We start from the raw sequence: 19,431 nt of genomic DNA, 5'->3' as shown, positions 1-19,431 counted from the left end.
CGCGCACACATCGCGCCGGCGGGTTTCCCATCACCCTAAGCGGATGGGGGACGCGGCGGCCCTGCCATCACACGGGCAGCGGGTGGGCGCTGGGGTCGCCAGCGAACAGTTCGCCGACACTTTCCTCGGCGAGCGCGAACGCGGTGGACATGCCGGTGCCCGAGGTGATCACCACCTGCCGGACGTCGTCGCGCGGCCGGTCGATCAGGTTCTCCCGCCCCGCCGCCGCGGCGTAAACGCCGGTCCAGCGCTCGGTCACCCGGAAGTCGTCGAGCGCGAGCGTCGCCCGCGCCAGATTCAGAATGGCGTCGTCGACCTCGGCCGGCTGAAACGGATCGGGCGCGTCGGCGTAGGCGTGGCTGTCGCCCAGGACAAGCGAGCCGTCCGCGCTCTGCACCGCGATCAGATGGATGCCGTGAGCGAGCGCGGGGCCCGCACCTGGGTCCGCCTCCAGCCGCTCGGTCAGGGCCGCGGCTTCGGGCAGGCTGGCGTAACCGGGATAGCGCACCAGCGATAGATCGCCCATCACCGCCGCGGTCTGCCGGTAGGTGCCGGGCAGCGGCGCGGCGCGCAGCATGTGCAGCTTGCACTTCGAAAGCCGGTAGCCGGCGAGCCGTTCGGCGAACGGGCCGGTGTCGTCGCTGCCCGGGCAAATTGCGACCGCCCCCGCGTCGATCGGCCCCGCGCTGGTCTCCACCCGCGGCGGATCGACGGCGCGGACGTTGACGCCGAAGGCGAACTGGACCCCCAGGGCCTCGGCCAGCCAGCGGGTCAGGCGCGGGATCGCGTGCTTCGCCTCGACCCGGCGCTCGTGCGGGCTTTCCAGCACGCCCAGCAGGCCTTCGGGATTGAGGTGGGGATAGCGCGCGAGCGCGGGCGCGGGGTCGAGCAACTGGCAGCCCGTGCCCATCTCGGTCGCGAGGAAGCTCTCGACGACCGCCAGCCCCTCTTGCGTCTGCACGGCCAGGGTCAGGCCGGCATGCTGGCTGGCGATCCCGGCAGGCCCGGCGACCGCATCCCAGACGTCGCGGCTGCGCAGGGCGCGGCGCCACTGCGCCCCGCGCGCCTGCCCGGTGACGGTGACGAAGCCGAAATTGCGGATCGACGCGCCGACGTTCGCGGCGTCGCGCTCCAGCACGACGACCCGCTTGCCGAGCCGCCGGGCGGCCAGCGCGTGCGCCAGCCCGACGATCCCGCCGCCGACCACCGCCAGATCGTAGGGTCCCCTCCTGATGCCTTGCCGGCTCATGCCGTGCCGTCCTCGCGCTCCGCCGCGCGGCGCGGGCCGCGGTAGCCGACCGGTCCGCCGTCGGTCAGCAGGGTGTTGGTCCAGGTTCGGTCGGCGTGCCGCAGCCGCTTCGTGAGCAGCGCCTGCGCGCAGTCCCGCTCGATCGCCGCGGTGGCGGGATCACCGGCGAGGTTGCAGCTTTCCCGCGGGTCCGCCTCCAGGTCGAACAACAGCAGCGGCAGGCCGGCGCAGTGGACGTATTTCCAGCGCGCCCCGCGCCAGACGGCGAGCGCGCACTCGTCCGGCGCCAGGCCGAGGTAGCGCTCCGCGCCCTGCCCCGCGACGTCGCGGAAGTCGAACTCGAACATCGCCGCCTCGCGCCAGCCCGCGGGCGTGCGGCCGTGCTGGACGAACGGGCGCAGGCTGCGGCCGTCACAGGTCTGCGGCACCTTCCCGCCCAGCGTGTCCAGGATCGTCGGCAGCAGGTCGACCGCTTGCGTGAACGCCCGGACTTCGCTGCCGCGGGTCGCAGGGGCGTCGGGATCGCGGACGATCAGGGGCACGTGGAAGGCGTCGTCGAAGTAGCCCTCCTTGCCGAACAGCCAGCGCCCGCCCAGCATTTCGCCGTGGTCGGCCGTGACCACCAACAGAGTCTCGTCGATCTCCCCGGTGGCGCGCAGGTGGTCGAGGACGCGGCCCAGGTGGTGGTCGACTTCCGCGAGCAGGCCGTAATAGGTCGCGATCACTTGGCGCAGCTCGCGCTCGCCCATCTCGCACAGTGTGGTGTCGTGGCCGGTGTAGACGTACGGGCGGTCGTGCTTGTGGTGCAGCCAGTCGTGCAGCGGATGCGCCGCGCGTTCCTGCTCGAGGGTCCACGGCCGGTCGGGCAGCGGCACGTCCGCCGGGTCGACCAGGCTGGCCCACGGCTCCGGCGCGATCAGCGGCGGGTGCGGGCGCAGATAGCTCAGGTGAGCGAACCACCCCTGCCCCACGCGCGGGCCCAGCCAGTCCAGCAGCCGGTCGGTCAGGAAGGCGGTGTCGCTGTCCTCCGCCGCGTAGAGCGGCCGCGGGACGTGCGTCTCGGGCCCCGCGAAGCCGGCGCCGCCGTCGAGCGGACGGTAGACGTCGTTCGGGTCCGCCGGCAGCGCGTAGCCGCCCGCCCGCAGATGCGCGAGCCAAGGCCAGGACACCTCCGCCATCTGACAGCCGACGTCGAAGCCGGGCAGCACCCCCTCGTAGCTCTCCAGGTCCGGGTCGCCGTCGACCCTGGTGCGCGGATCGGGCGTGGTATCGGTGTAGCCGAACAGCGTCGGCCGGAAGCCGAGACGCCGGGCCTCCAGCGCCAGGTTGGTGAACCGTCGGTCGAGTGGGGTGCCGTTGCGCACCGACCGGTGGGTCATGGCGTAGAGCCCGGTCAAAAGCGACGCGCGCGCCGGCCCGCACGGGCTCGCCTGGCCGAAATGGTTGCGGAAGCGCACCCCCTCGCCCGCCAGCCGGTCCAGGTTCGGGGTCCGGGCGCAGGGATGACCGAGAAGCCCAAGGGCGTCGGCGCGCCACTGGTCCAGGGTCACGAACAGGACGTTCTTCGAGCTCAAGGACCGGACCTCAGTTGCTTTCGGGCGCGCCGATCAGCCGCCTGCGCAGCCAGCCGGAGATCGAGTCCATCGCGATCACCGTGAGCACGATGATGGTCACGATGTAGAGGGTGTTTTCCCAGTCCTGCCGGGTCTGGATCGTCTGCATCAGCTTCAGCCCAATGCCGCCCGCGCCGAGCGCGCCCACGATCGTCGCCGAGCGGGTATTGGACTCGAAGAAGTACAGCAGCTGCGAGACGAACACCGGGAGGATCTGCGGCAGCACCCCGAAGCGGTACTTCTGCAGCCGGCTGGCGCCGGTCGCCTGCACGCCCTCCGGCTCGCGCCGGTCGATGTTCTCGACCGCTTCCGAGAACAGCTTCCCGAAGGTACCGGTCTCGGTGAACATGAAGGCGAAGATGCCGGACAGCGGTCCCAGCCCGAAGGCGCGGATGAAGATCAGCGACCAGATCAGGTGGTCGACCGCGCGCAAGCTGTCGAACAGCCGCTGGACCCCGAAGCGCACACCCTTCAGCGGGTTGACGTTGTAGGCCGCCGCGAACGATAGCGGCAGCGCGATCAGCGCGGCGCACAGCGTGCCGACGATCGCCATGATCAGGGTCTGCACCATGGCCCAGAAGATCGCGCCGTGCTGCCAGAGCGGGTTGCCCCAGAACTCCGCCAGGATGAACTGCCAGTTCGGCATGTCGAACGACAGCCGCTTGTCGGAAAAGAACGCCAGATCGACGAGCTCGCCCAACGACTTGCCCTTGAGTTCGCTGTCGAAGGTGTAGAAAAAGTTCGCCCAGCCCAGGAAGTAGCGGTGCACCTCCACCTTGGACTTGGTGATCTGGACACGCGCCCAGGTGTCCAGGCGGGCGTCGACCTTGAGCTCGGAGATCTGCAGCCGGTCCGGCACGTCCCCGGACAGTACCTTGACCCCGTCTTCCGTCGCGCGCACGCGGATCGGCTTGGCGTCGGCCGGGCGGATCGTGACCAGCCCAGGCTGCATCGTAACCGACCCACTGTCGCCCAAGTCGACCGTCTGGGTGTCGCCGGACAGGCTCACCCAGGCGGGCGGTTCGTCGTATTCGCTTAACCGGCTGCCTTCGAGCTGCACGGTGACCGCCTCGGGCTCGCCGACCTCTTTGGTCACGTGCACCTTGTAGGCGTACAAATCCAGCGCGTAGAGTTCGATCAGGTCGAAGCGCGCCTCCCGGATGACCCGAGGGACCTCGAAGTAGAACACCGAGAACACTAGGTAGGCGATCGCCGCCAGGACCGCGCCGATCGGGATCGCCCGGCGCGCCCAGCTGCCGTGGATCGCACGCGGCTGACTGGCCTCCAGTTCGCGCAAGCGGTCCGGGTCGCCCGCGGCGGGGCTGGCGTGCGCGTTGTTGCTGGCGGTCATCGTGAGATCCCCCTCGGTCTAGATGACGCCCGCGCTGCCGGTCAGCCGCCGGCGCGCCCAGGTCGAGACGTAGTCGATGACGATGATCGTCGCGATCAGCAGGAACATGATCGCCGCGACGTCGGCGCCGTGCCTCCAGCCAACGTTGGTCTTGAGCGCCTGCCCCAGGCCGCCCGCGCCGACGAAGCCGACGATCGCCGAAGCACGCACGTTGATCTCCAGGCGCAGCAGCCCGTAGGACAGAAAGTTCGGCAGCACGGTCGGCAGCACGCCGAAGCGCATGCGCTGAACCCAGTTGCCGCCGGCCGCCTGCAGGCCGTGGACGGGGCGCATGTCGGCGTTCTCGTTGACCTCCGAGAACAGCTTGGCAAGCGCGCCGGTGGTGTGGAAGGCGATCGCGAACACCGCGGCCAGCGCCTCCGGCCCGATGATCAGCACGGCGAACAGCGCCAGGACCAGTTCCGGCAGCGCGCGCGTGACGTCCATCACCCGGCGCATAGACCAGACGACGGGCTTGCTGCCGACCAGGTTCCGGCTGGCGACGAAGCTCAGAAGCCCGCCGCCGACGAAGCCGATCAGGGTCGACAGGATCGCGATGTTGATCGTCTCGATCAGGGCAGGAACGTACTTCCAAACGACCGCGAACCAGCCCCAGCCGCGCTCGATCGCCTCGCCGATGATGTCGGCGGGATAGTCGAATAAGGCGGTGATCCCGCCCCAAAAGGTGCCGCTGTTCGCCTCTTCCGCGGTGCGGAAGCCGCCCGCGATCACCACCGTGCAGACCACGATCATCAGCAGGGTGTAGAGGTTCCGGCGGCGGACGACACTGGCGTAGCTGCTCTCGATCTCCTCGATCCGCCGATCGCTCAGGCTGCGCGCGGCCGTGCCGGAGAGCCCGCTGCCGGGGGCGGTGGTGTCGCTGGCCATCGGCGAAGTGCTCCGATCGCGGCTGGGTTAGCAAACGGGAATGGCGATACCCGTCGGGCGTCCTTCGACACGGCCGCCTGCGGCGGCCTGCTCAGGATGAAGTCCCTGATTAAAATGAAGAATTGGCTTCATCCCGAGCAGGCATGCGAAAGCAAGCCGTGTCGAAGGACGTCTGACGGGTGCCGCTGACGGCTGCGGCCAAGGCCGACGGGGCGCGGGATCGGACCGCGCCCCGTCTTTTCCGAGCCTCGCTTGAGAGCGGCCCGAAGCGGGCGTATTACTCCGCCTCGGCCTGCTCGATCTCCTTCTTCCGGGCGTTCACGATGCCCTGGTAGAAGTCGTGGCTGACCTCGAAGAAGCCCTTATAGTTGCCGCCGAAGGTCTGGTAGAAGCACTCCGGATTGTCGAAGGGCATGGTCATCAGCGAGCCCTCGACCGCGATCTTGACCTGCTGCGGCAGGGTGGTGCGCAGCACCGCCGGGCCGTTCGGGATCAGATCGGACATCCAGACCTTCTGGATCTCGGACATGTCGAGCATGCCCTTGTCGACCATCTTGCGCAGGTTGCCGGAGGTGTAGCCGTCTTCCCACTCGCCGACGCCGGAGGTCCAGGTGACCGCAACGTCCACGTCGCCGTTCAAGAGCGCCAGCACGTTCTGCTCGTGGCCGCCGGAGAAGACCGTCTTCTTGAAGTACTGGTCCGGATTGATGCCCATCTCGTCGAACGCCGAAACCGGGATCAGGTAGCCGGAGGTGGAGTTCGGGTCGGCATAGCCGAGTATCTTGCCCTTGGCGTCCTCGATCGAGTCGATACCCGAGCCCTTACGGCTCAGCATGATCGAGTGGTAGCCCTTGGAGCCGTTCACCTGGATGCGGCTCAGCACCGGCTCGACCGCGTCCGGATCCTCGATATGGATGCCGGCGTAGCCGCTCGAGCCCAGGAAAGCGTAGTCCAGGTTGCCGCCCAGCAGACCTTCCATCGTGCCGGCGTAGTCGGAGGACGGGAACAGCTTGGTGTTCACGCCCAGCAGGGTCTCGAACCGCTCTTCCAGGCACTGGTACTTGCGCAGGCGGTCCTGTTGGTTCTCGCCGCCGATGATGCCGATGCGGAAGGCGTCGGTCTCCAGGTCGAACTTGGGGCGCTCCTGAGCCTGGGCGAGGCTGGCGCCGGTCACGGCGATCATGGCGGCCGCGGCGGCCATGCCGATCTTCTTGAAAGCGTTCATCACGCGTCTCCTGATGAAGCGAGTTGGATTGGATCTGCGTTAAGGCGGAAGGGTCTCTTGTCGTGAAATGGGGGCGACGTGACGGGTACGGCGGCCGTCGCCGGCACGGGCCCTCCTCCCGCGCGGGCGACCCCCTTGTCCACGGCCGGGGCCGGACCCGAACTCGATCGAACGGCTCAGGCGGTGCCGACCGCCTGCTGCGCTGCGAGGCCGGCAGGTTGGCGCGCACCCCGGCCCGGCATCGCGGTCGAGGTGGTGGCCTCCTCGAACGCCTCCTCGGCGCCGTAGATCTCGCGCACCTTGGCGTCGGTCAGCTCGGCGACCGGGCCGTCGAACACAACCCGGCCCTCAGCCATGCCGATCACCCGTTCGCAGTAGCTGCGCGCGGTATCCAGGGTGTGCAGGTTGCAGACGACGGTGATGCCGTCGCGCTCGTAGATGCTGCGCAGCGCCTGCATCACGATCTGCGCGTTCAGCGGGTCGAGCGAGGCGATCGGCTCGTCGGCCAGCACCATCCGCGGGCGCTGCATCAGCGCGCGGGCGATCGCGACGCGCTGCTGCTGGCCGCCGGACAGCGTCTCGGCCCGCTGCAGCGCGGTCTCGGCGATCCCGAGGCGGTCGAGCGCCAGCAGCGCGTCGCGCCGCTCGTCGGGGCCGAACAGTTTGAACAGGCTCTTCGCGGTCGCCGTCGTGTTCAGCCGGCCCATCAGGACGTTGCTCATCACGTCCAGGCGCGGCACCAGATTGAACTGCTGGAACACCATGGCGCAGTCGCGCTGCCAGGCACGCTTGTCCCTAGCGGTCAGCGCGGTGACGTCGACGCCGTCGAACGTGACCTGGCCGTCGCTCGGATCGGTCAAGCGGTTGATGCAGCGCAATAGGGTCGACTTGCCGGCACCCGAGCGGCCGATGATGCCGACCATGCCGACCCCGTCGACCCGCAGGCTGACGTCGTCGACGGCCGTGACGTTGGCATAGCGTTTGGTCAGGTTGCGCACGTCCAGCATGGGCTTCCCCCGGTTGGTGGCGGCGGGCGGCGGATCCAGCCGGCGGCGTGCTGGCCGCGGCGATCCGCGCCGCCTCGCGTCATCAGGGGTGCTACAGGCGGGCTGCGACAGCCGGCTTTCCGTTCTATTAACCTTATTTGACAGGGGCGTCGGGGTGTTGCAGTCGCGTGACAGGACGGCTGCGGGCGTGACCAAAGCACACGCCGTCGCGCTCACGCCCCGGCCGGCTTCATCGCACTGTCATCGGTTCCGGGCTAGACACCGGATCCATGAGCGAACAACCAGACGACCTCACCTACATCACGGCCGCCGGCGACACGCACGACCGGCAGCCGCCGCTGACGCCCGCCGGGCCGTCGATCCATCCGGCGGCGGTCGTCCGGGACTCGCGGCTCGGCCCCTGGACCCAGGTGGCCGCGCGCGCGACCGTCTCCGAAACCGACTTCGGCGCCTACAGCTACGTCATGGACAACGCGGCGATCGAGCGGGCGACCGTCGGGCGCTTCTGCTCGATCGCCGCGCACACCTGGATCAATCCGGGCAACCATCCGACCTGGCGGGCCTCCCAGCACCATTTCCAGTACCGCGCCGACCAATATGGCCTGGGCGACCGCGAAGCAGCGTTCTTCGACTGGCGCCGGGCTCATCCGGTGACGCTCGGGCATGACGTCTGGATGGGGTTCGGCGCGGTCGTGCTGCCCGGCGTCACGGTCGGCACCGGCGCGGTCCTGGCGGCGGGCGCGGTGGTCACGCGCGACGTCGCGCCGTACAAGATCGTCGGCGGCACGCCGGCCAAGCCGATCGGCGAGCGCTTCCCGGCCGATGTGGCAGACGCGCTGCAGCAAATCGCCTGGTGGGACTGGTCGCACGCGACCCTGCAAGCCGCCCTGCCCGACTTCCGCGCCCTCGACGTGCGCGCATTCATCGCGAAATACGGCGGCTAGAGCAAAATCGATGAAGGTCGAGGCGACCTTCATCTTGCTCTAACTGCTTGAAGAAAGAGCAAGATTCAGCTGAAAGACGGCTTCACTTTTCAGCTGGATCTTGCTCTAGACGGTGCGGCCACGGGCGCCGCTTACCCGGCGATGCGCTGACCGCTCTGGGCGTCGAACAGATGCAGGGCGCTGGCGTCGACCGTCAGCGGCACACGCTCGCCTTCCGCCACCTTGTGCGTACCCGGCAGGCGCGCGGTCAGTTCGTGCCGGGTATCGTCGATCCGGCCGTGGGCGAGCGTATCGGCGCCCAGCGTTTCGACCAGATCGACCGACAGCTGGAAGCCTGGCGCCTCGCCGTTCTCCGGCGGGCGCAGATGCTCCGGCCGCACGCCCAGCGAGACCGCGCGGCCGGCATGGTTCGACGCGCCCGGATGGCGCGCGAGCGGGTCCTCAAGCTCTGGCAGCCGCAGGTCGCCGCCTTCCGCGATCCGGGCGTCAAGGAAGTTCATCGCCGGCGAGCCGATGAAGCCGGCGACGAACCGGGTCGCCGGGCGCTGATAGACTTCCAGCGGGGTGTCGATCTGCTCCGCCACCCCGGCGTTCATCACCACCAGCCGGTCGGCCAGCGTCATCGCCTCCACCTGGTCGTGCGTGACGTAGAGAGAGGTCGTGCCCAGCCGGCGCTGCAGCTGCTTGATCTCCAGGCGCATCTGCACGCGCAGCTTGGCGTCCAGGTTGGACAGCGGCTCGTCGAACAGGAACACACTGGGATCGCGGACGATCGCCCGGCCCATCGCGACGCGCTGGCGCTGCCCGCCGGACAGCTGCCCGGGCCGGCGCTCCAGGTAGTCCTCGATCGCCAGGATACGCGCGGCTTCGCGCACCCGACGGTCGATCTCGTCCTTCGGCTTGCGGGCGATCTTCAGGCCGTAGGCCATGTTGGCGTAGACGCTCATGTGCGGATAGAGCGCGTAGTTCTGGAACACCATCGCGATGCCGCGTTCCTTGGGCTCCAGCTTGTTCACGCTGCGCCCGGCGATCGCGATCTCGCCCTCGGTGATCTCCTCCAGCCCCGCGACCATGCGCAGCAGGGTGGACTTGCCGCAGCCGGACGGCCCGACCACGACGATGAACTCGCCGTCGGCGACGTCGAGGTCGACCCCGTGGATCACCTGGGTCCGGCCGAAGCTCTTGCGTACGTCGCGGATGCCGATCGCGCCCATGGCGTTAACTCACGTTTCCAGTCGTCGTTTCGGGGGGTATCACTTTTCCTGCTCGACCAGTCCGCGCACGAACTGCCGCTGCATCAGCACGATCACCACCACCGGCGGGATCAGCGCCAGGATCGTGGTCGCCATCACGTAGGGCCAGCGCGGCTCCGCCTCGGCGACCTGGATCAGGTTGCTGATCCCGACCACGATCGTGCCCATGTCCTGATCCGTGGTGACCAGCAGCGGCCACAGGTACTGGTTCCAGCCGTAGATGAACAGGATCACGAACAGCGCGGCGATGTTGGTGCGCGACAGCGGCAATACGATATCGATGAAGAACCGGATCGGCCCCGCGCCGTCGATCCGCGCGGCCTCCAGCATCTGATCGGGGATGGTCAGGAAGAACTGCCGGAACAGGAAGGTCGCGGTGGCGCTCGCGATCAGCGGCAGGATCAGCCCCTGGTAGGTGTTCAGCAGCGCCAGATTGGCGGCGACCTCGAAGGTCGGGATGATCCGCACCTCCACCGGCAGCATCAGGGTGACGAAGATCAGCCAGAAGAACAGCGTGCGCAGCGGGAACTTGAAGTAGACGATGGCGTACGCGCTGATCACCGATATCGCGATCTTGCCGACCGCGATGCCGAGCGCCATCACCAGCGAGTTCGCCAGCATCAGCACCACCGGCGCGCTGCCGAAGTTGGCGACGTCGCCGGTCAGGACGGCGGTGTAGTTCTCCCAGAACATGTCGCCGGGCAGCACCGGGATCGGGGCGGTCAGCACCGCGTCCAGCGGGTGGGTGGAGGCGACGAAGGCCAGGTAGACCGGCAGCACCACGACCGCCAGGCCGCACCACAGCACGGCGTGCGAAAACACGGTGAGCCCGCGCCTGCGTTCGATCATCGGATGCGCCCCCTCACGTGCCGTACTCGACGCGGCGCTCGACGTAGCGGAACTGGACCACCGTGAGCGCGATCACAATGAACATCAGCACCACCGACTGCGCCGCGGAGGAACCCAGGTCCAGCCCGACAAAGCCGTCCTTGTAGACCTTGTAGACCATGATGTTGGTGGCGTTGGACGGGCCGCCGCTGGTGGTCGCGTGGATCGTGGCGAAGGTCTCGAAGAAGGCGTAGACGAGGTTGACCACCATCAGGAAGAAGGTGGTCGGCGACAGCAGCGGGAAGATCACCGTCCAGAACCGTCGGAACGGCCCGGCGCCGTCGATCGCCGCCGCCTCGATCAGCGACCGCGGGATCGACTGCAGCCCGGCCAGGAAGAACACGAAGTTGTAGCTGACCTGCTTCCAGGCGGCGGCGATGATCACCATGATCATCGCGTCTTCGCCGTTGACCAGCGGGTTCCAGGCGATCCCCATCCCCTGCATCAGATAGGCCAGGATGCCGACCGTCGGGTTGAACAGGAACAGCCACAGCACGCCCGCGACCGCCGGCGCCACGGCGTACGGCGTGATCAGCAGCGTCCGGTAGCCGCTGGCGAAGCGGATCACCCGGTCGGCCATGGTGGCCAGGAACAGCCCCGACCCGATCCCGAGCGCGGTCACGGAGATGGTGAAGATCGCCGTTACCTTGATCGAGTTCAGATACTGCGGGTCCCCCCACAGCTCGAGGTAGTTCTGGAACCAGACGAACTGCGTGCCCAGGCCAAAGGCATCCTGCACCAGCATCGACTGCCACAGCGCCTGCGCCGCCGGCCAGATGAAGAAGATTAGCGTCACCGCCAGCTGCGGGGCGACCAGCAGGTAGGGCAGCACCGGGTGCTTGAAGTGAACGCGTTTGAGCATGGGTGTCGAATAACCAGTGACTGCGCGTGAGGCCAAATCCCCTCTCCCTTGAGGGGAGAGGAAGGGACCCGCGGACCGTCAGGTCCGCGGGAGGGTTAGGGTGGGTCTCCTCGCCATATGCCGAGGAGACCCACCCTCACCTATCCTCTCCCATCAAGGGAGAGGGACCCTCCGCAAACGCCGCGGCCTACACGCCGAAGGCATACTGACGCGACGCCCGCACGAACCTTCGCGGGCCGTGCGGGCGCCAGTCTTGCCGTGCAGGCCGGCGTTAGCTCGCGTTCTGCTGCTCGAACTCGCGCAGCAGCTCGTTGCCGCGCTTCACCGCGTTGTCGAGCGCCGCCTCGGGCGATTTCTCGCCGGCCCAGACCGCCTCGAGCTCCTCGTTGATGATGTCGCGGATCTGCACGAAGTTGCCGAACCGCAGACCCTTCGAGTTCGGGGTCGGCTGATTCAGGCTGAGCTGCTTGATCGCGGTGTCGGTGCCCGGGTTGCGCTCGTAGTAACCCTTTTCCTGGGCCAATTCGTAGGCAGCCTTGGTGATCGGCACGTAGCCGGTCTCCCTGTGCCAGGTGAACTGCACTTGCGGCTGCGAGAGGTAGTCGAAGAACTCGGCCACGCCGCGATACTTCTCGCTGTCCTTACCGCGCAGCACCCACAGCGTCGCGCCGCCGATGATCGAGTTCTGCGGCGCGGCCTCGACGTCGTCGTAGTGCGGCAGGAACGCCTGGCCGAAGTCGAAGTCCGCCTGCGCCTTGATGCCGCCGTAGTACGCCGAGGAGTTCAGCCACATCGCGCACTTGCCGTTGGTGAACATCGGCAGGCTCTCGCCGCGGCGGCCGCCGTACTGGAAGATGCCCTGCTGCTGCCAATCGCGCAGATCGGAGATGTGACGGGTCACCAAGTCGTTGTTGAACACCAGCTCGGTGCCCAGGCCGCCGAAGCCGTTCTGCTTGGTGCCGATCGGGCTGTCGTGCCAGGCGGAGAAGTTCTCGATCGCGACCCAGGACTGCCAGCCGATCGAGAAGCCGCACTCGTAGCCGGAGTCCATGATCTTCTGGGAGTAGGTCTTGACCTCGCCCCAGGTCTCCGGCGGGTCGTTCGGGTCCAGGCCGGCCTTCTCGAAGGCGTCCTTGTTGTACCACAGCACCGGGCTGGAGCTGTTGAACGGCATCGAGAGCATGTCGCCCTCGGTGGTCGTGTAGTACGATGCCACCGCCGGGATGTAGTCGCTCTCGTCGAACTTGACGCCCTGCTCTTCCATCAGCTGATGCACCGGATAGATCGCCCCCTGGGCGTTCATCATGGTCGCGGTGCCGACCTCGAACACCTGCACGATCGCCGGATGCTCCTGCGCGCGGAACGCGGAGATCGCCGCCGTCATCGTTTCGGTGTAGTTGCCCTTGTAGACCGGCTTGATCTGGTACGTGTCCTGTTTTTCGTTGAAGCCGTCGGCGATCTTCTCCAGCGACTTGCCGGTCTCGCCGCCCATCGCGTGCCACCATTGAATGGTGATCGGCTCCGCCTGCGCGGCGTTTGCAACGCCCACGATCGCGGTCGTCGTCAGCGCGGCCAGCCAACGCTTGGAAGTGCGCATCCCTCGTTCCTCCCTGATGTGATGCGAGCGCATCTTATGTGTTTTGAGCGCTTGGCTCTGTAACACGACGTAGCGCAACCAGACAGCTTGGTGCTAGCGCCAGATGCGCTCCGGCCCGGTGGCCGAACGGGCGCGAAGCTAGGGGCCGGCGCGGGACAGCTTGGTTTCAGCACGATGAAGGTTCTGTTTCACCCAGCTCGGAGGGTCGGCTATTGCAAGCCGACTCGGGACGCGCCGGCCGCAGCCGCCTAGAGCTACATGCCCGAAGGCCGAAACGGCCTTCGGGCTGAATGTAGCCCTAACTTCTTGAAGAGAGGGCAAGACTCAGCTGAAAGGTGTATCCCCCTTGCAGCATCTTGCCCTAGGCTGTGCCACCATGAGCCCGCGCGACCTCGTCTCCGTCATCCTGATCATGGCCGTGTTCGGCAGCGCCTATGTCGTCGGCAAGCTGGGGGTCGACCACTTTCCACCGTTTGTCTTCGCCGCGCTGCGCTCGGCGATTCTGGCGGCGGCGCTGATCCCGCTGTTCCGGTTCAAGCTGCCCGACCGCTCGGCCTGGCCGGCGCTGGCGGGCTTCTGCCTGGCGATGGGCACGGCCGTCTATGCGACCATGTACCTGGCGCTGATGCTGACCGACACGGTCGCGCCGATCATTATCGGGACCCAGCTGTCGGTGCCGTTCGCGGTCTTGCTCGGCCGCCTCGTGCTGAAGGAGCCGGTCGGCCGCGCGACCTGGGCGGCGATCCTCGCCGCCTTCTCCGGTGTGGTGGTGATCGCGTTCGACCCGGCGATGGTCGGCGACCTGGCGGCGCTCGGCGCGATCGCGGTCAGCGCGTTCTGCTACGCGCTCGCGACGATGTTCGCCCGCGCGCTGCGCGGGGTCGGCGCGTTCGCGATGAACGGCTGGATGGCGGTGAGCGCGGTGCTGCCGCTCGGTCTGCTGTCGCTCGTCTTCGAGGACGGCCAGTGGCGCGCCGTCGCCACCGCCGGCTGGCTGCAGTGGGGCGTGCTGCTGCACTCCGCTTTGGTGGTGTCGCTGATCGGGCACGTCTGGATGTTCTCGCTGTACCGCCGCTACGCGGTCGCGACCGTAATCCCGTTCTACGTCCTGATGCCGGTGTTCGGCGTGGCGATGAGCCAGCTGATCTTCCCCGAAAGCCCGACCTGGCAGACCTGGACCGGCGGGGCGATCGTGCTTGCCGCCACCTACGCGGTGAACCGGATCACCACCCGCGACCGCGAGACCCGGGTGGCGCGGGCGGCGTCGTAACGCCGGAATGCCCGGACATGGCGCGCCTTGCCAGAAGCGGTCCCGGCGCGTAAGCGTGCCGCGGCACAACGAAGAGGCATGCAGGCTTATGTCAAAGACGATCGACTACTACTTCTTCACGATCTCCCCGTTCGCCTATCTGGGCAGCGCCCAGTTGGAGCGGATCGCGCGCCAGACCGGGGCCCAGATCAACGTCCGGCCGATCCAGGTCAAGACGGTGTTCCAGGAAACCGGCGGCGTTCCGCCCGCGCAGCGCCCGCAGCCGCGCCAGGACTACCGCTTCGTCGAGCTGGACCGCTGGGCGCGCGAACGCAATCTACCGCTCACCAAGCAGCCGGCGCACTTTCCGGTCCCCGACCAGCTGTCCTGCGCGGCCGTCTACGCCGCGGAGGAGCTGGGCGGCGACCAATTGCAGCTCGCCCACGCCATCCTGAAGGCCTGCTGGGCGGAGGAGCGCGACGTCTCCGACCGGGCCACCCTGCACGCGATCGCCGGCGAGACCGGCCACGACGCCGATGCCCTGCTCGACAAGGCGGAGAGCCAGCCGATGGCGCAGAAGGTCGAGCAGATGACGCGCGAGGCGATCGACCGCGGCGTGTTCGGCTCGCCCTGGTACATCGTCGACGGCGAACCGTTCTGGGGCCAGGACCGCCTGGACATGGTCGCGCGCAAACTGGGCTAGGCGATGGAAGGCGGCAACGGCGGACACGACGGCCCGCGGGTCGCGCACGGCGGCAACCTGGCCGATGCCCGGGCCAGCTACGGCACGCCTGAGGCGGGCTGGCTCGACCTGTCGACCGGAATCAACCCGCACCCCTATCCGCTGCCCGAGCTGCCGCGGGACCTCTGGACCGCCCTGCCGCAGGCGGACGCGGAGGCCGCGCTGATCCAGGCCGCGGCCGATGCCTACGGCGCGCCGTCGGCCGCGACCGTCGTCCCGGCCCCGGGGACGCAGGCGCTGATCCAGCTGCTGCCGCGGGTGTTGGGCAGCGACCGCGCGGCCGTGGTCGGACCGACCTACGGCGAATACGCGCCAGCCTGGCGCGCCGCCGGCGCCACCGTCGAGGCGGTCGGCGACCTGGAGGCCGGTCTCACGGCGCTGGCGGGAGCCGCCCGCCCGGCGCTCGTCGTCTGCAATCCGAACAATCCGGACGGCCGGACCTGGTCGCCCGACCGGCTGATCGATCTGGCCGGCACACTTGCCGCGCATGGCGGCACCGTCGTGGTCGACGAAGCGTTCGCCGACGTCGTGCCCGAGGTGTCGGTCACCCACGCGGCCGACCGGCCGGGGCTGGTGGTGCTGCGTTCGTTCGGCAAGTTCTTCGGGCTGGCGGGCCTGCGGCTCGGCTTCGCGCTTGCCCCCGGCACGCTGGCCCGGGCGATCGGCGACGCGCTCGGCCCCTGGGCGGTTGCCGGGCCGGCGATCGCGCTCGGGCGGACCGCCCTCGCCGACCGGGCCTGGCAGACCGCGATGCGGGCCCGGCTCGCCAGTGAGGCCGGCGCCCTCGACGACCTGCTGGCCGGTGCCGGGCTGACGCCGGCCGGCGGCACGTCGCTCTATCGGCTGGTCGAGCACGCCGACGCCGCCGGCTGGCACGACCGTCTGGCGCGTCTCGGGATCTGGGTGCGCGCGTTCCCGGACCGGCCGAGCCGGCTGCGCGTGGGCCTGCCGGGCGACGAACGCGGCTGGCAGCGTCTTGCGGCGGCCCTGGGCCCGGCGCGGACCCAAAACAGCGCGTAATAACGTTACAGTTTCTAGACGCGATCGCATTAGATTCGATCAGCGCAGGGGCCTACACGTTATATTTCCCGTCTTTTTGATCCGTGAAGCGGCGTTGCGCATTGATCTTCTGCGCCGTTGTCCAAAACTATTGAGGCGAGATATCCTTCGCTTCTTGGCTAGGAAGGCCGCGAGACGATGCCCGTCTTCGACGATCCCGCCTTCGACAACCACGAGCAGGTCGTCTTCTGTGAAGACGCCGACTCGGGCCTACGCGCGATCATCGCGATCCACAACACCAGCCGTGGCCCCGCGCTGGGCGGCGCGCGGATGTGGAGCTACGCCGACAGCGCCGCGGCCCTGACCGACGTGCTGCGCCTGTCGCGCGGCATGACCTACAAGTCGGCGCTGGCCGGGCTGCCGTTCGGCGGCGGCAAGGCGGTGATCCTGGGCGATCCCAACCGCGACAAGTCGCCGGCCCTGTTCCGGTCGCTGGGCCGCTACGTCGCCAGCCTGGGCGGCCGCTACACGATCGCCGAGGACGTCGGCATCGACGTCGCCGATATCGAGCAGGTCGCGACCGAAACCCAGCACGTCGCCGGCGTCGCGGCCGGCGGCAGCGGCGACCCCTCGCCGGCCACCGCCTACGGCGTGTTCGTCGGCATTCGCGCGGCGGTCAAGCACCGCCTCGGGGCCGACCGGATCAGCGGCGACAAGCTGACCGGCGTCTCGGTCGCGATCCAGGGCGCGGGCCACGTCGGCTACGAGCTCGCCCGGCACCTCGCGGGCGCGGGCGCGGACGTTCAAATCGCCGACGTCGACCCGGACCGGGTCAGGCGCGCGCAGGACGAACTGGGCGCGACCCCCGTGTCGGTCGAGCGTTTCCTGGAAGCCGACGTGGACGTGCTCGCCCCCTGCGCGCTGGGCGGGCTGCTGAACGACGACACGATCCCGAAGATCCGTGCCCCGATCGTCGCGGGCGCCGCGAACAACCAGCTGGCGGAAGCCCGCCATGGGCAGATGCTGCGCGCGCGCGGGATCCTCTACGCGCCGGACTACCTGATCAACGCCGGCGGGATCATCAATATCAGCTACGAGGGCCCGGGTTACGACCGGTCGCGCGCGTTCAGCCACGTCGCCCTGATCCACGACACGCTGCTGTCGATCTTCCAGCGCGCCGACGCCGCCGGCATTCCGACCTCGAAGGCGGCCGATCAGTTGGCCGAGGAACGCTTCACCCACCCCAACCCCAACCCGGCCAAGGCGGCTTAGGGGGTCCACCGCCAAGACGCCAAGGCACTTGGCGGACTGGGGCCTGGGGCGCTTCAGAAATCTGTCAGGCTTGCTTGTATGGGATGACGCTCGGTCAGCTGCTCAGCACGAAGTTCAGGGTTTAATTCCCTGGAAAACTTAACACTTCATCCTGAGAAGCAGGCCCGAAGGGCCGTGTCGACGGGTGGCCTACGGCTGCAGGCCTCTCCCGGCCACCTTGGTGCCTTGGTGCCATGCTGGTATAGCCCCCCTAAAGATCGGCCACGTGCGGCGCCGGGTGGTTGTGCCGCGCCAGTAGCTCCTTTTGCCGGGCGGCGACCGTGTCGACGTCGAAGCCCTCGACCATCTCGTTGAACAGGCGGTGCCAGTTGACCTGCGCGTCCAGGCGCATGAACAGCGCGCCCAGGCCGACGCTGGCCCGGTCCATGAACACGAACTCGCGCGGCATCTCGACCCCGCCGGCTTCCTTCAGGAGCTTGCGCACCTCCTCCACCTTGCGCCGGCCGGTTTCGACGTTGTTGGTTGAATTCACCGATTGCGCACTGTCGGTCAGGACCGGTCCGTAGATGAAGCGCGCCCAGTCGTTCAGCGCGTCGACCAGGTCGTTCGACAGGTTCTGGAAGTTCCAGCAGCGGTAGGCGTAGGCCGCCTTGTCGCGGTCGTCGTCGCGGAGCGCTTCGTAGAGCCGGATCACGCCCTCCACGAAGGTCGCGGGGAAGACGCGGATGCAGCCGTAGTCCAGCAGGTTGATGCTGCGATCCTCGCGGATCGTGTAGTTGCCGAAATGCGGGTCGCCGTGAATCACCGCGTAGTCGTAGAGCGGCTTGTACCAGAGGCGAAACATCTGGGTGGCGATCCCGTCGCGCACCTCCTGCGGGTACTCGGCCGCCTCCATGATCGGCCGGCCCGGCAGCCACTCGGCGGTCAGCAGCCGGCCGGTCGACAGCTCCGCGATCGGCTCGGGCACGTGCACGCCGGGCTCGCTCGCCAGCATCTCGCGGTACATCGCGATCCGGCGGAACTCGAGCGAATAGTCCAGCTCCTCGAAGATCCGCTCCTTCAGCTCCTCGACGATCCGGCCGGTGCGCACCGAGCCTTCATAGCGCTCGAACATGTTGAGCAGCCAGCCGGCCTGCTTCAAGTCGGATTCCACCGTATCCTGCATTCCCGGATACTGCAGCTTGCAGGCGACCGCGCGGCCGTCGTGCAGCTTCGCCTGGTGGACCTGGCCAAGCGACGCGGCGGCCTTGGGTTCCAGGTCGAATTCGGCGAACCGCTTGCGCCAACCCTGCCCCAATTCGTGCGCCATCCGGCGCTTGACGAACGGGCGGCCCATCGGCGGCGCATTGGATTGCAGCTCTGCGAGCTCGCGGGCGTATTCGGGCGGCAGCAGGTCGGGCAGCGAGGCGATCAACTGCGCGAACTTGACCAGCGGGCCGCGCAGGGTCCCCAGCGCTTCCTTCAGCGCCTGCGCTTCCTTCAGCGCCTGCGCTTCGCGCTCCCGGTCGCCGCCGAAACCGGTGCGCTGGCGCAGCTGATTGAACAGGACGGAGCCGGCGGTGGAGCCGATCTTGAAGTTGCGACGCGCGCCCCGCAGGGTCTCGTCGGAATAAATGTCGCTCATATGGCGCCTTTGGCGGTGGTGGTGCGGCCCGTCCGGGTGCGGTACGCTGCCCGGCCGAGCTTGGATCGCGCGCGCACGACAAAGGCGTCCATCATCCGCTTCGACACCGCGTCGAACAGTTTGCTCGCCAGCATGTTGAGCCGGCGGCCGCGGAAGCTGAAGGTGACGTGGAAACGCACGTGGGTGCCGCCGTCGACCGGCGTGAACGTCCACGTACCGGCCAGGTTGGACAGTGGCCCGTCGAGATAGCGGAAAGCGATCGTGCGGTTGGCGCGGTCCAGCTGGACGCGGCTGATGAAGCTCTCCCGCAGGCCGCGCACGCCGACCGACAGACGCGCGTCGAAGCCGTCCTCCCGGCGTTGCGTGATCCGGCTGTCGACGCAGAACGGCGCGAACTCCTCGTACTTGTCGACGTCCGCGACGAGGTCGAACAGCGCCTCGGCGTCGTAGGGAAGCGTGCGCGCAGTGTCGAACTCCATATCCGGCTCCTCGCGCGGGTGCCCGTCCGCGTGTTTGGCGTTCCAAGATGTCGGGACCGGCGCGCGGCGACGCCATGCGCCGCATGGTCGCGGCCAATCCTTCGTATCGCGAAGATGGCCGCTTGGACCGCGAACTGAAAGGGCTGCGTG

The 19,431-nt window shown here is 68.3% G+C and carries 17 protein-coding genes; 5 read left to right on the top strand and 12 right to left on the bottom strand.

Annotated elements, in window-relative coordinates; all coding sequences use genetic code 11:
- Nucleotides 1–67 precede the first annotated feature (67 nt).
- From CKO28_RS04445 to phnC, 6 genes are all read right to left on the bottom strand, one after another.
- On the bottom strand, nucleotides 68–1,249 hold the full coding sequence (locus CKO28_RS04445; RefSeq protein ID WP_200339336.1) for a TIGR03364 family FAD-dependent oxidoreductase: 1,182 nt from the start codon (nucleotides 1,247–1,249) through the stop codon (nucleotides 68–70).
- Nucleotides 1,246–2,823, bottom strand: a complete 1,578-nt coding sequence (locus CKO28_RS04440; protein ID WP_200339335.1) for an alkaline phosphatase family protein — start codon at nucleotides 2,821–2,823, stop codon at nucleotides 1,246–1,248. Before CKO28_RS04440 ends, CKO28_RS04445 begins: the two co-directional genes overlap by 4 nt.
- A 10-nt stretch (nucleotides 2,824–2,833) precedes the next feature.
- Nucleotides 2,834–4,213, bottom strand: a complete 1,380-nt coding sequence (gene phnE, locus CKO28_RS04435; RefSeq protein WP_200339334.1) for a phosphonate ABC transporter, permease protein PhnE — start codon at nucleotides 4,211–4,213, stop codon at nucleotides 2,834–2,836.
- An 18-nt stretch (nucleotides 4,214–4,231) separates the two neighbouring features.
- Nucleotides 4,232–5,140 carry a phosphonate ABC transporter, permease protein PhnE gene (gene phnE / locus CKO28_RS04430; RefSeq protein ID WP_200339333.1) on the bottom strand — a complete coding sequence of 303 codons (909 nt, stop codon included), beginning with the start codon at nucleotides 5,138–5,140 and terminating at the stop codon, nucleotides 4,232–4,234.
- Nucleotides 5,141–5,417: 277 nt separating this feature from the next.
- Nucleotides 5,418–6,365: a phosphonate ABC transporter substrate-binding protein gene (phnD, locus tag CKO28_RS04425; RefSeq protein ID WP_200339332.1), complete on the bottom strand. Its 948-nt coding sequence runs from the start codon at nucleotides 6,363–6,365 to the stop codon at nucleotides 5,418–5,420.
- A 176-nt stretch (nucleotides 6,366–6,541) separates the two neighbouring features.
- Complete coding sequence (gene phnC, locus CKO28_RS04420) at nucleotides 6,542–7,372, bottom strand: phosphonate ABC transporter ATP-binding protein (protein ID WP_200339331.1); 831 nt, start codon at nucleotides 7,370–7,372, stop codon at nucleotides 6,542–6,544.
- 269 nt (nucleotides 7,373–7,641) lie between these two features.
- On the opposite strand from phnC, the gene CKO28_RS04415 reads away from it, so the two are divergent.
- Nucleotides 7,642–8,316: a DapH/DapD/GlmU-related protein gene (locus tag CKO28_RS04415; protein ID WP_200339330.1), complete on the top strand. Its 675-nt coding sequence runs from the start codon at nucleotides 7,642–7,644 to the stop codon at nucleotides 8,314–8,316.
- 131 nt (nucleotides 8,317–8,447) lie between these two features.
- Here CKO28_RS04415 and CKO28_RS04410 read toward each other — a convergent pair whose 3' ends face one another.
- From CKO28_RS04410 to ugpB, 4 genes are all read right to left on the bottom strand, one after another.
- Nucleotides 8,448–9,530, bottom strand: a complete 1,083-nt coding sequence (locus CKO28_RS04410; protein ID WP_200339329.1) for a sn-glycerol-3-phosphate import ATP-binding protein UgpC — start codon at nucleotides 9,528–9,530, stop codon at nucleotides 8,448–8,450.
- 39 nt (nucleotides 9,531–9,569) lie between these two features.
- The gene (gene ugpE / locus CKO28_RS04405; protein ID WP_200339328.1) at nucleotides 9,570–10,418 is read right to left on the bottom strand and encodes a sn-glycerol-3-phosphate ABC transporter permease UgpE; all 849 of its coding nucleotides are present in this window, start codon (nucleotides 10,416–10,418) and stop codon (nucleotides 9,570–9,572) included.
- Nucleotides 10,419–10,431: 13 nt separating this feature from the next.
- On the bottom strand, nucleotides 10,432–11,319 hold the full coding sequence (gene ugpA, locus CKO28_RS04400) for a sn-glycerol-3-phosphate ABC transporter permease UgpA (protein ID WP_200339327.1): 888 nt from the start codon (nucleotides 11,317–11,319) through the stop codon (nucleotides 10,432–10,434).
- Nucleotides 11,320–11,590: 271 nt separating this feature from the next.
- Nucleotides 11,591–12,916 carry a sn-glycerol-3-phosphate ABC transporter substrate-binding protein UgpB gene (ugpB, locus tag CKO28_RS04395; RefSeq protein ID WP_200339326.1) on the bottom strand — a complete coding sequence of 442 codons (1,326 nt, stop codon included), beginning with the start codon at nucleotides 12,914–12,916 and terminating at the stop codon, nucleotides 11,591–11,593.
- A 376-nt stretch (nucleotides 12,917–13,292) separates the two neighbouring features.
- Between ugpB and CKO28_RS04390 the strand changes: the two genes are divergently transcribed.
- From CKO28_RS04390 to CKO28_RS04375, 4 genes are all read left to right on the top strand, one after another.
- Nucleotides 13,293–14,186, top strand: a complete 894-nt coding sequence (locus CKO28_RS04390; protein WP_200339325.1) for a DMT family transporter — start codon at nucleotides 13,293–13,295, stop codon at nucleotides 14,184–14,186.
- Nucleotides 14,187–14,274: 88 nt separating this feature from the next.
- Nucleotides 14,275–14,868, top strand: coding sequence for a 2-hydroxychromene-2-carboxylate isomerase (locus tag CKO28_RS04385; RefSeq protein WP_200339324.1), 594 nt, complete (start codon nucleotides 14,275–14,277; stop codon nucleotides 14,866–14,868).
- Between the two features lie 3 nt (nucleotides 14,869–14,871).
- On the top strand, nucleotides 14,872–15,927 hold the full coding sequence (cobD, locus tag CKO28_RS04380) for a threonine-phosphate decarboxylase CobD (RefSeq protein WP_200339323.1): 1,056 nt from the start codon (nucleotides 14,872–14,874) through the stop codon (nucleotides 15,925–15,927).
- A gap of 177 nt (nucleotides 15,928–16,104) precedes the next feature.
- The gene (locus CKO28_RS04375) at nucleotides 16,105–17,178 is read left to right on the top strand and encodes a Glu/Leu/Phe/Val family dehydrogenase (protein WP_200339322.1); all 1,074 of its coding nucleotides are present in this window, start codon (nucleotides 16,105–16,107) and stop codon (nucleotides 17,176–17,178) included.
- Between the two features lie 250 nt (nucleotides 17,179–17,428).
- Here the strand turns inward: CKO28_RS04375 and CKO28_RS04370 are convergent, their stop codons facing one another.
- Together CKO28_RS04370 and CKO28_RS04365 are read right to left on the bottom strand one after the other, a co-directional pair.
- Nucleotides 17,429–18,802 carry an ABC1 kinase family protein gene (locus CKO28_RS04370; RefSeq protein WP_200339321.1) on the bottom strand — a complete coding sequence of 458 codons (1,374 nt, stop codon included), beginning with the start codon at nucleotides 18,800–18,802 and terminating at the stop codon, nucleotides 17,429–17,431.
- Nucleotides 18,799–19,281: a type II toxin-antitoxin system RatA family toxin gene (locus CKO28_RS04365; protein WP_200339320.1), complete on the bottom strand. Its 483-nt coding sequence runs from the start codon at nucleotides 19,279–19,281 to the stop codon at nucleotides 18,799–18,801. The genes CKO28_RS04370 and CKO28_RS04365 overlap by 4 nt, the downstream gene beginning before the upstream one ends.
- Nucleotides 19,282–19,431 lie beyond the last annotated feature (150 nt).

This window comes from Rhodovibrio sodomensis (assembly GCF_016583645.1).
Taxonomy (GTDB): domain Bacteria; phylum Pseudomonadota; class Alphaproteobacteria; order Kiloniellales; family Rhodovibrionaceae; genus Rhodovibrio; species Rhodovibrio sodomensis.
Note: the sequence above shows the minus strand (reverse complement) of the source record. Positions and strands in the feature narration are given on the sequence as shown.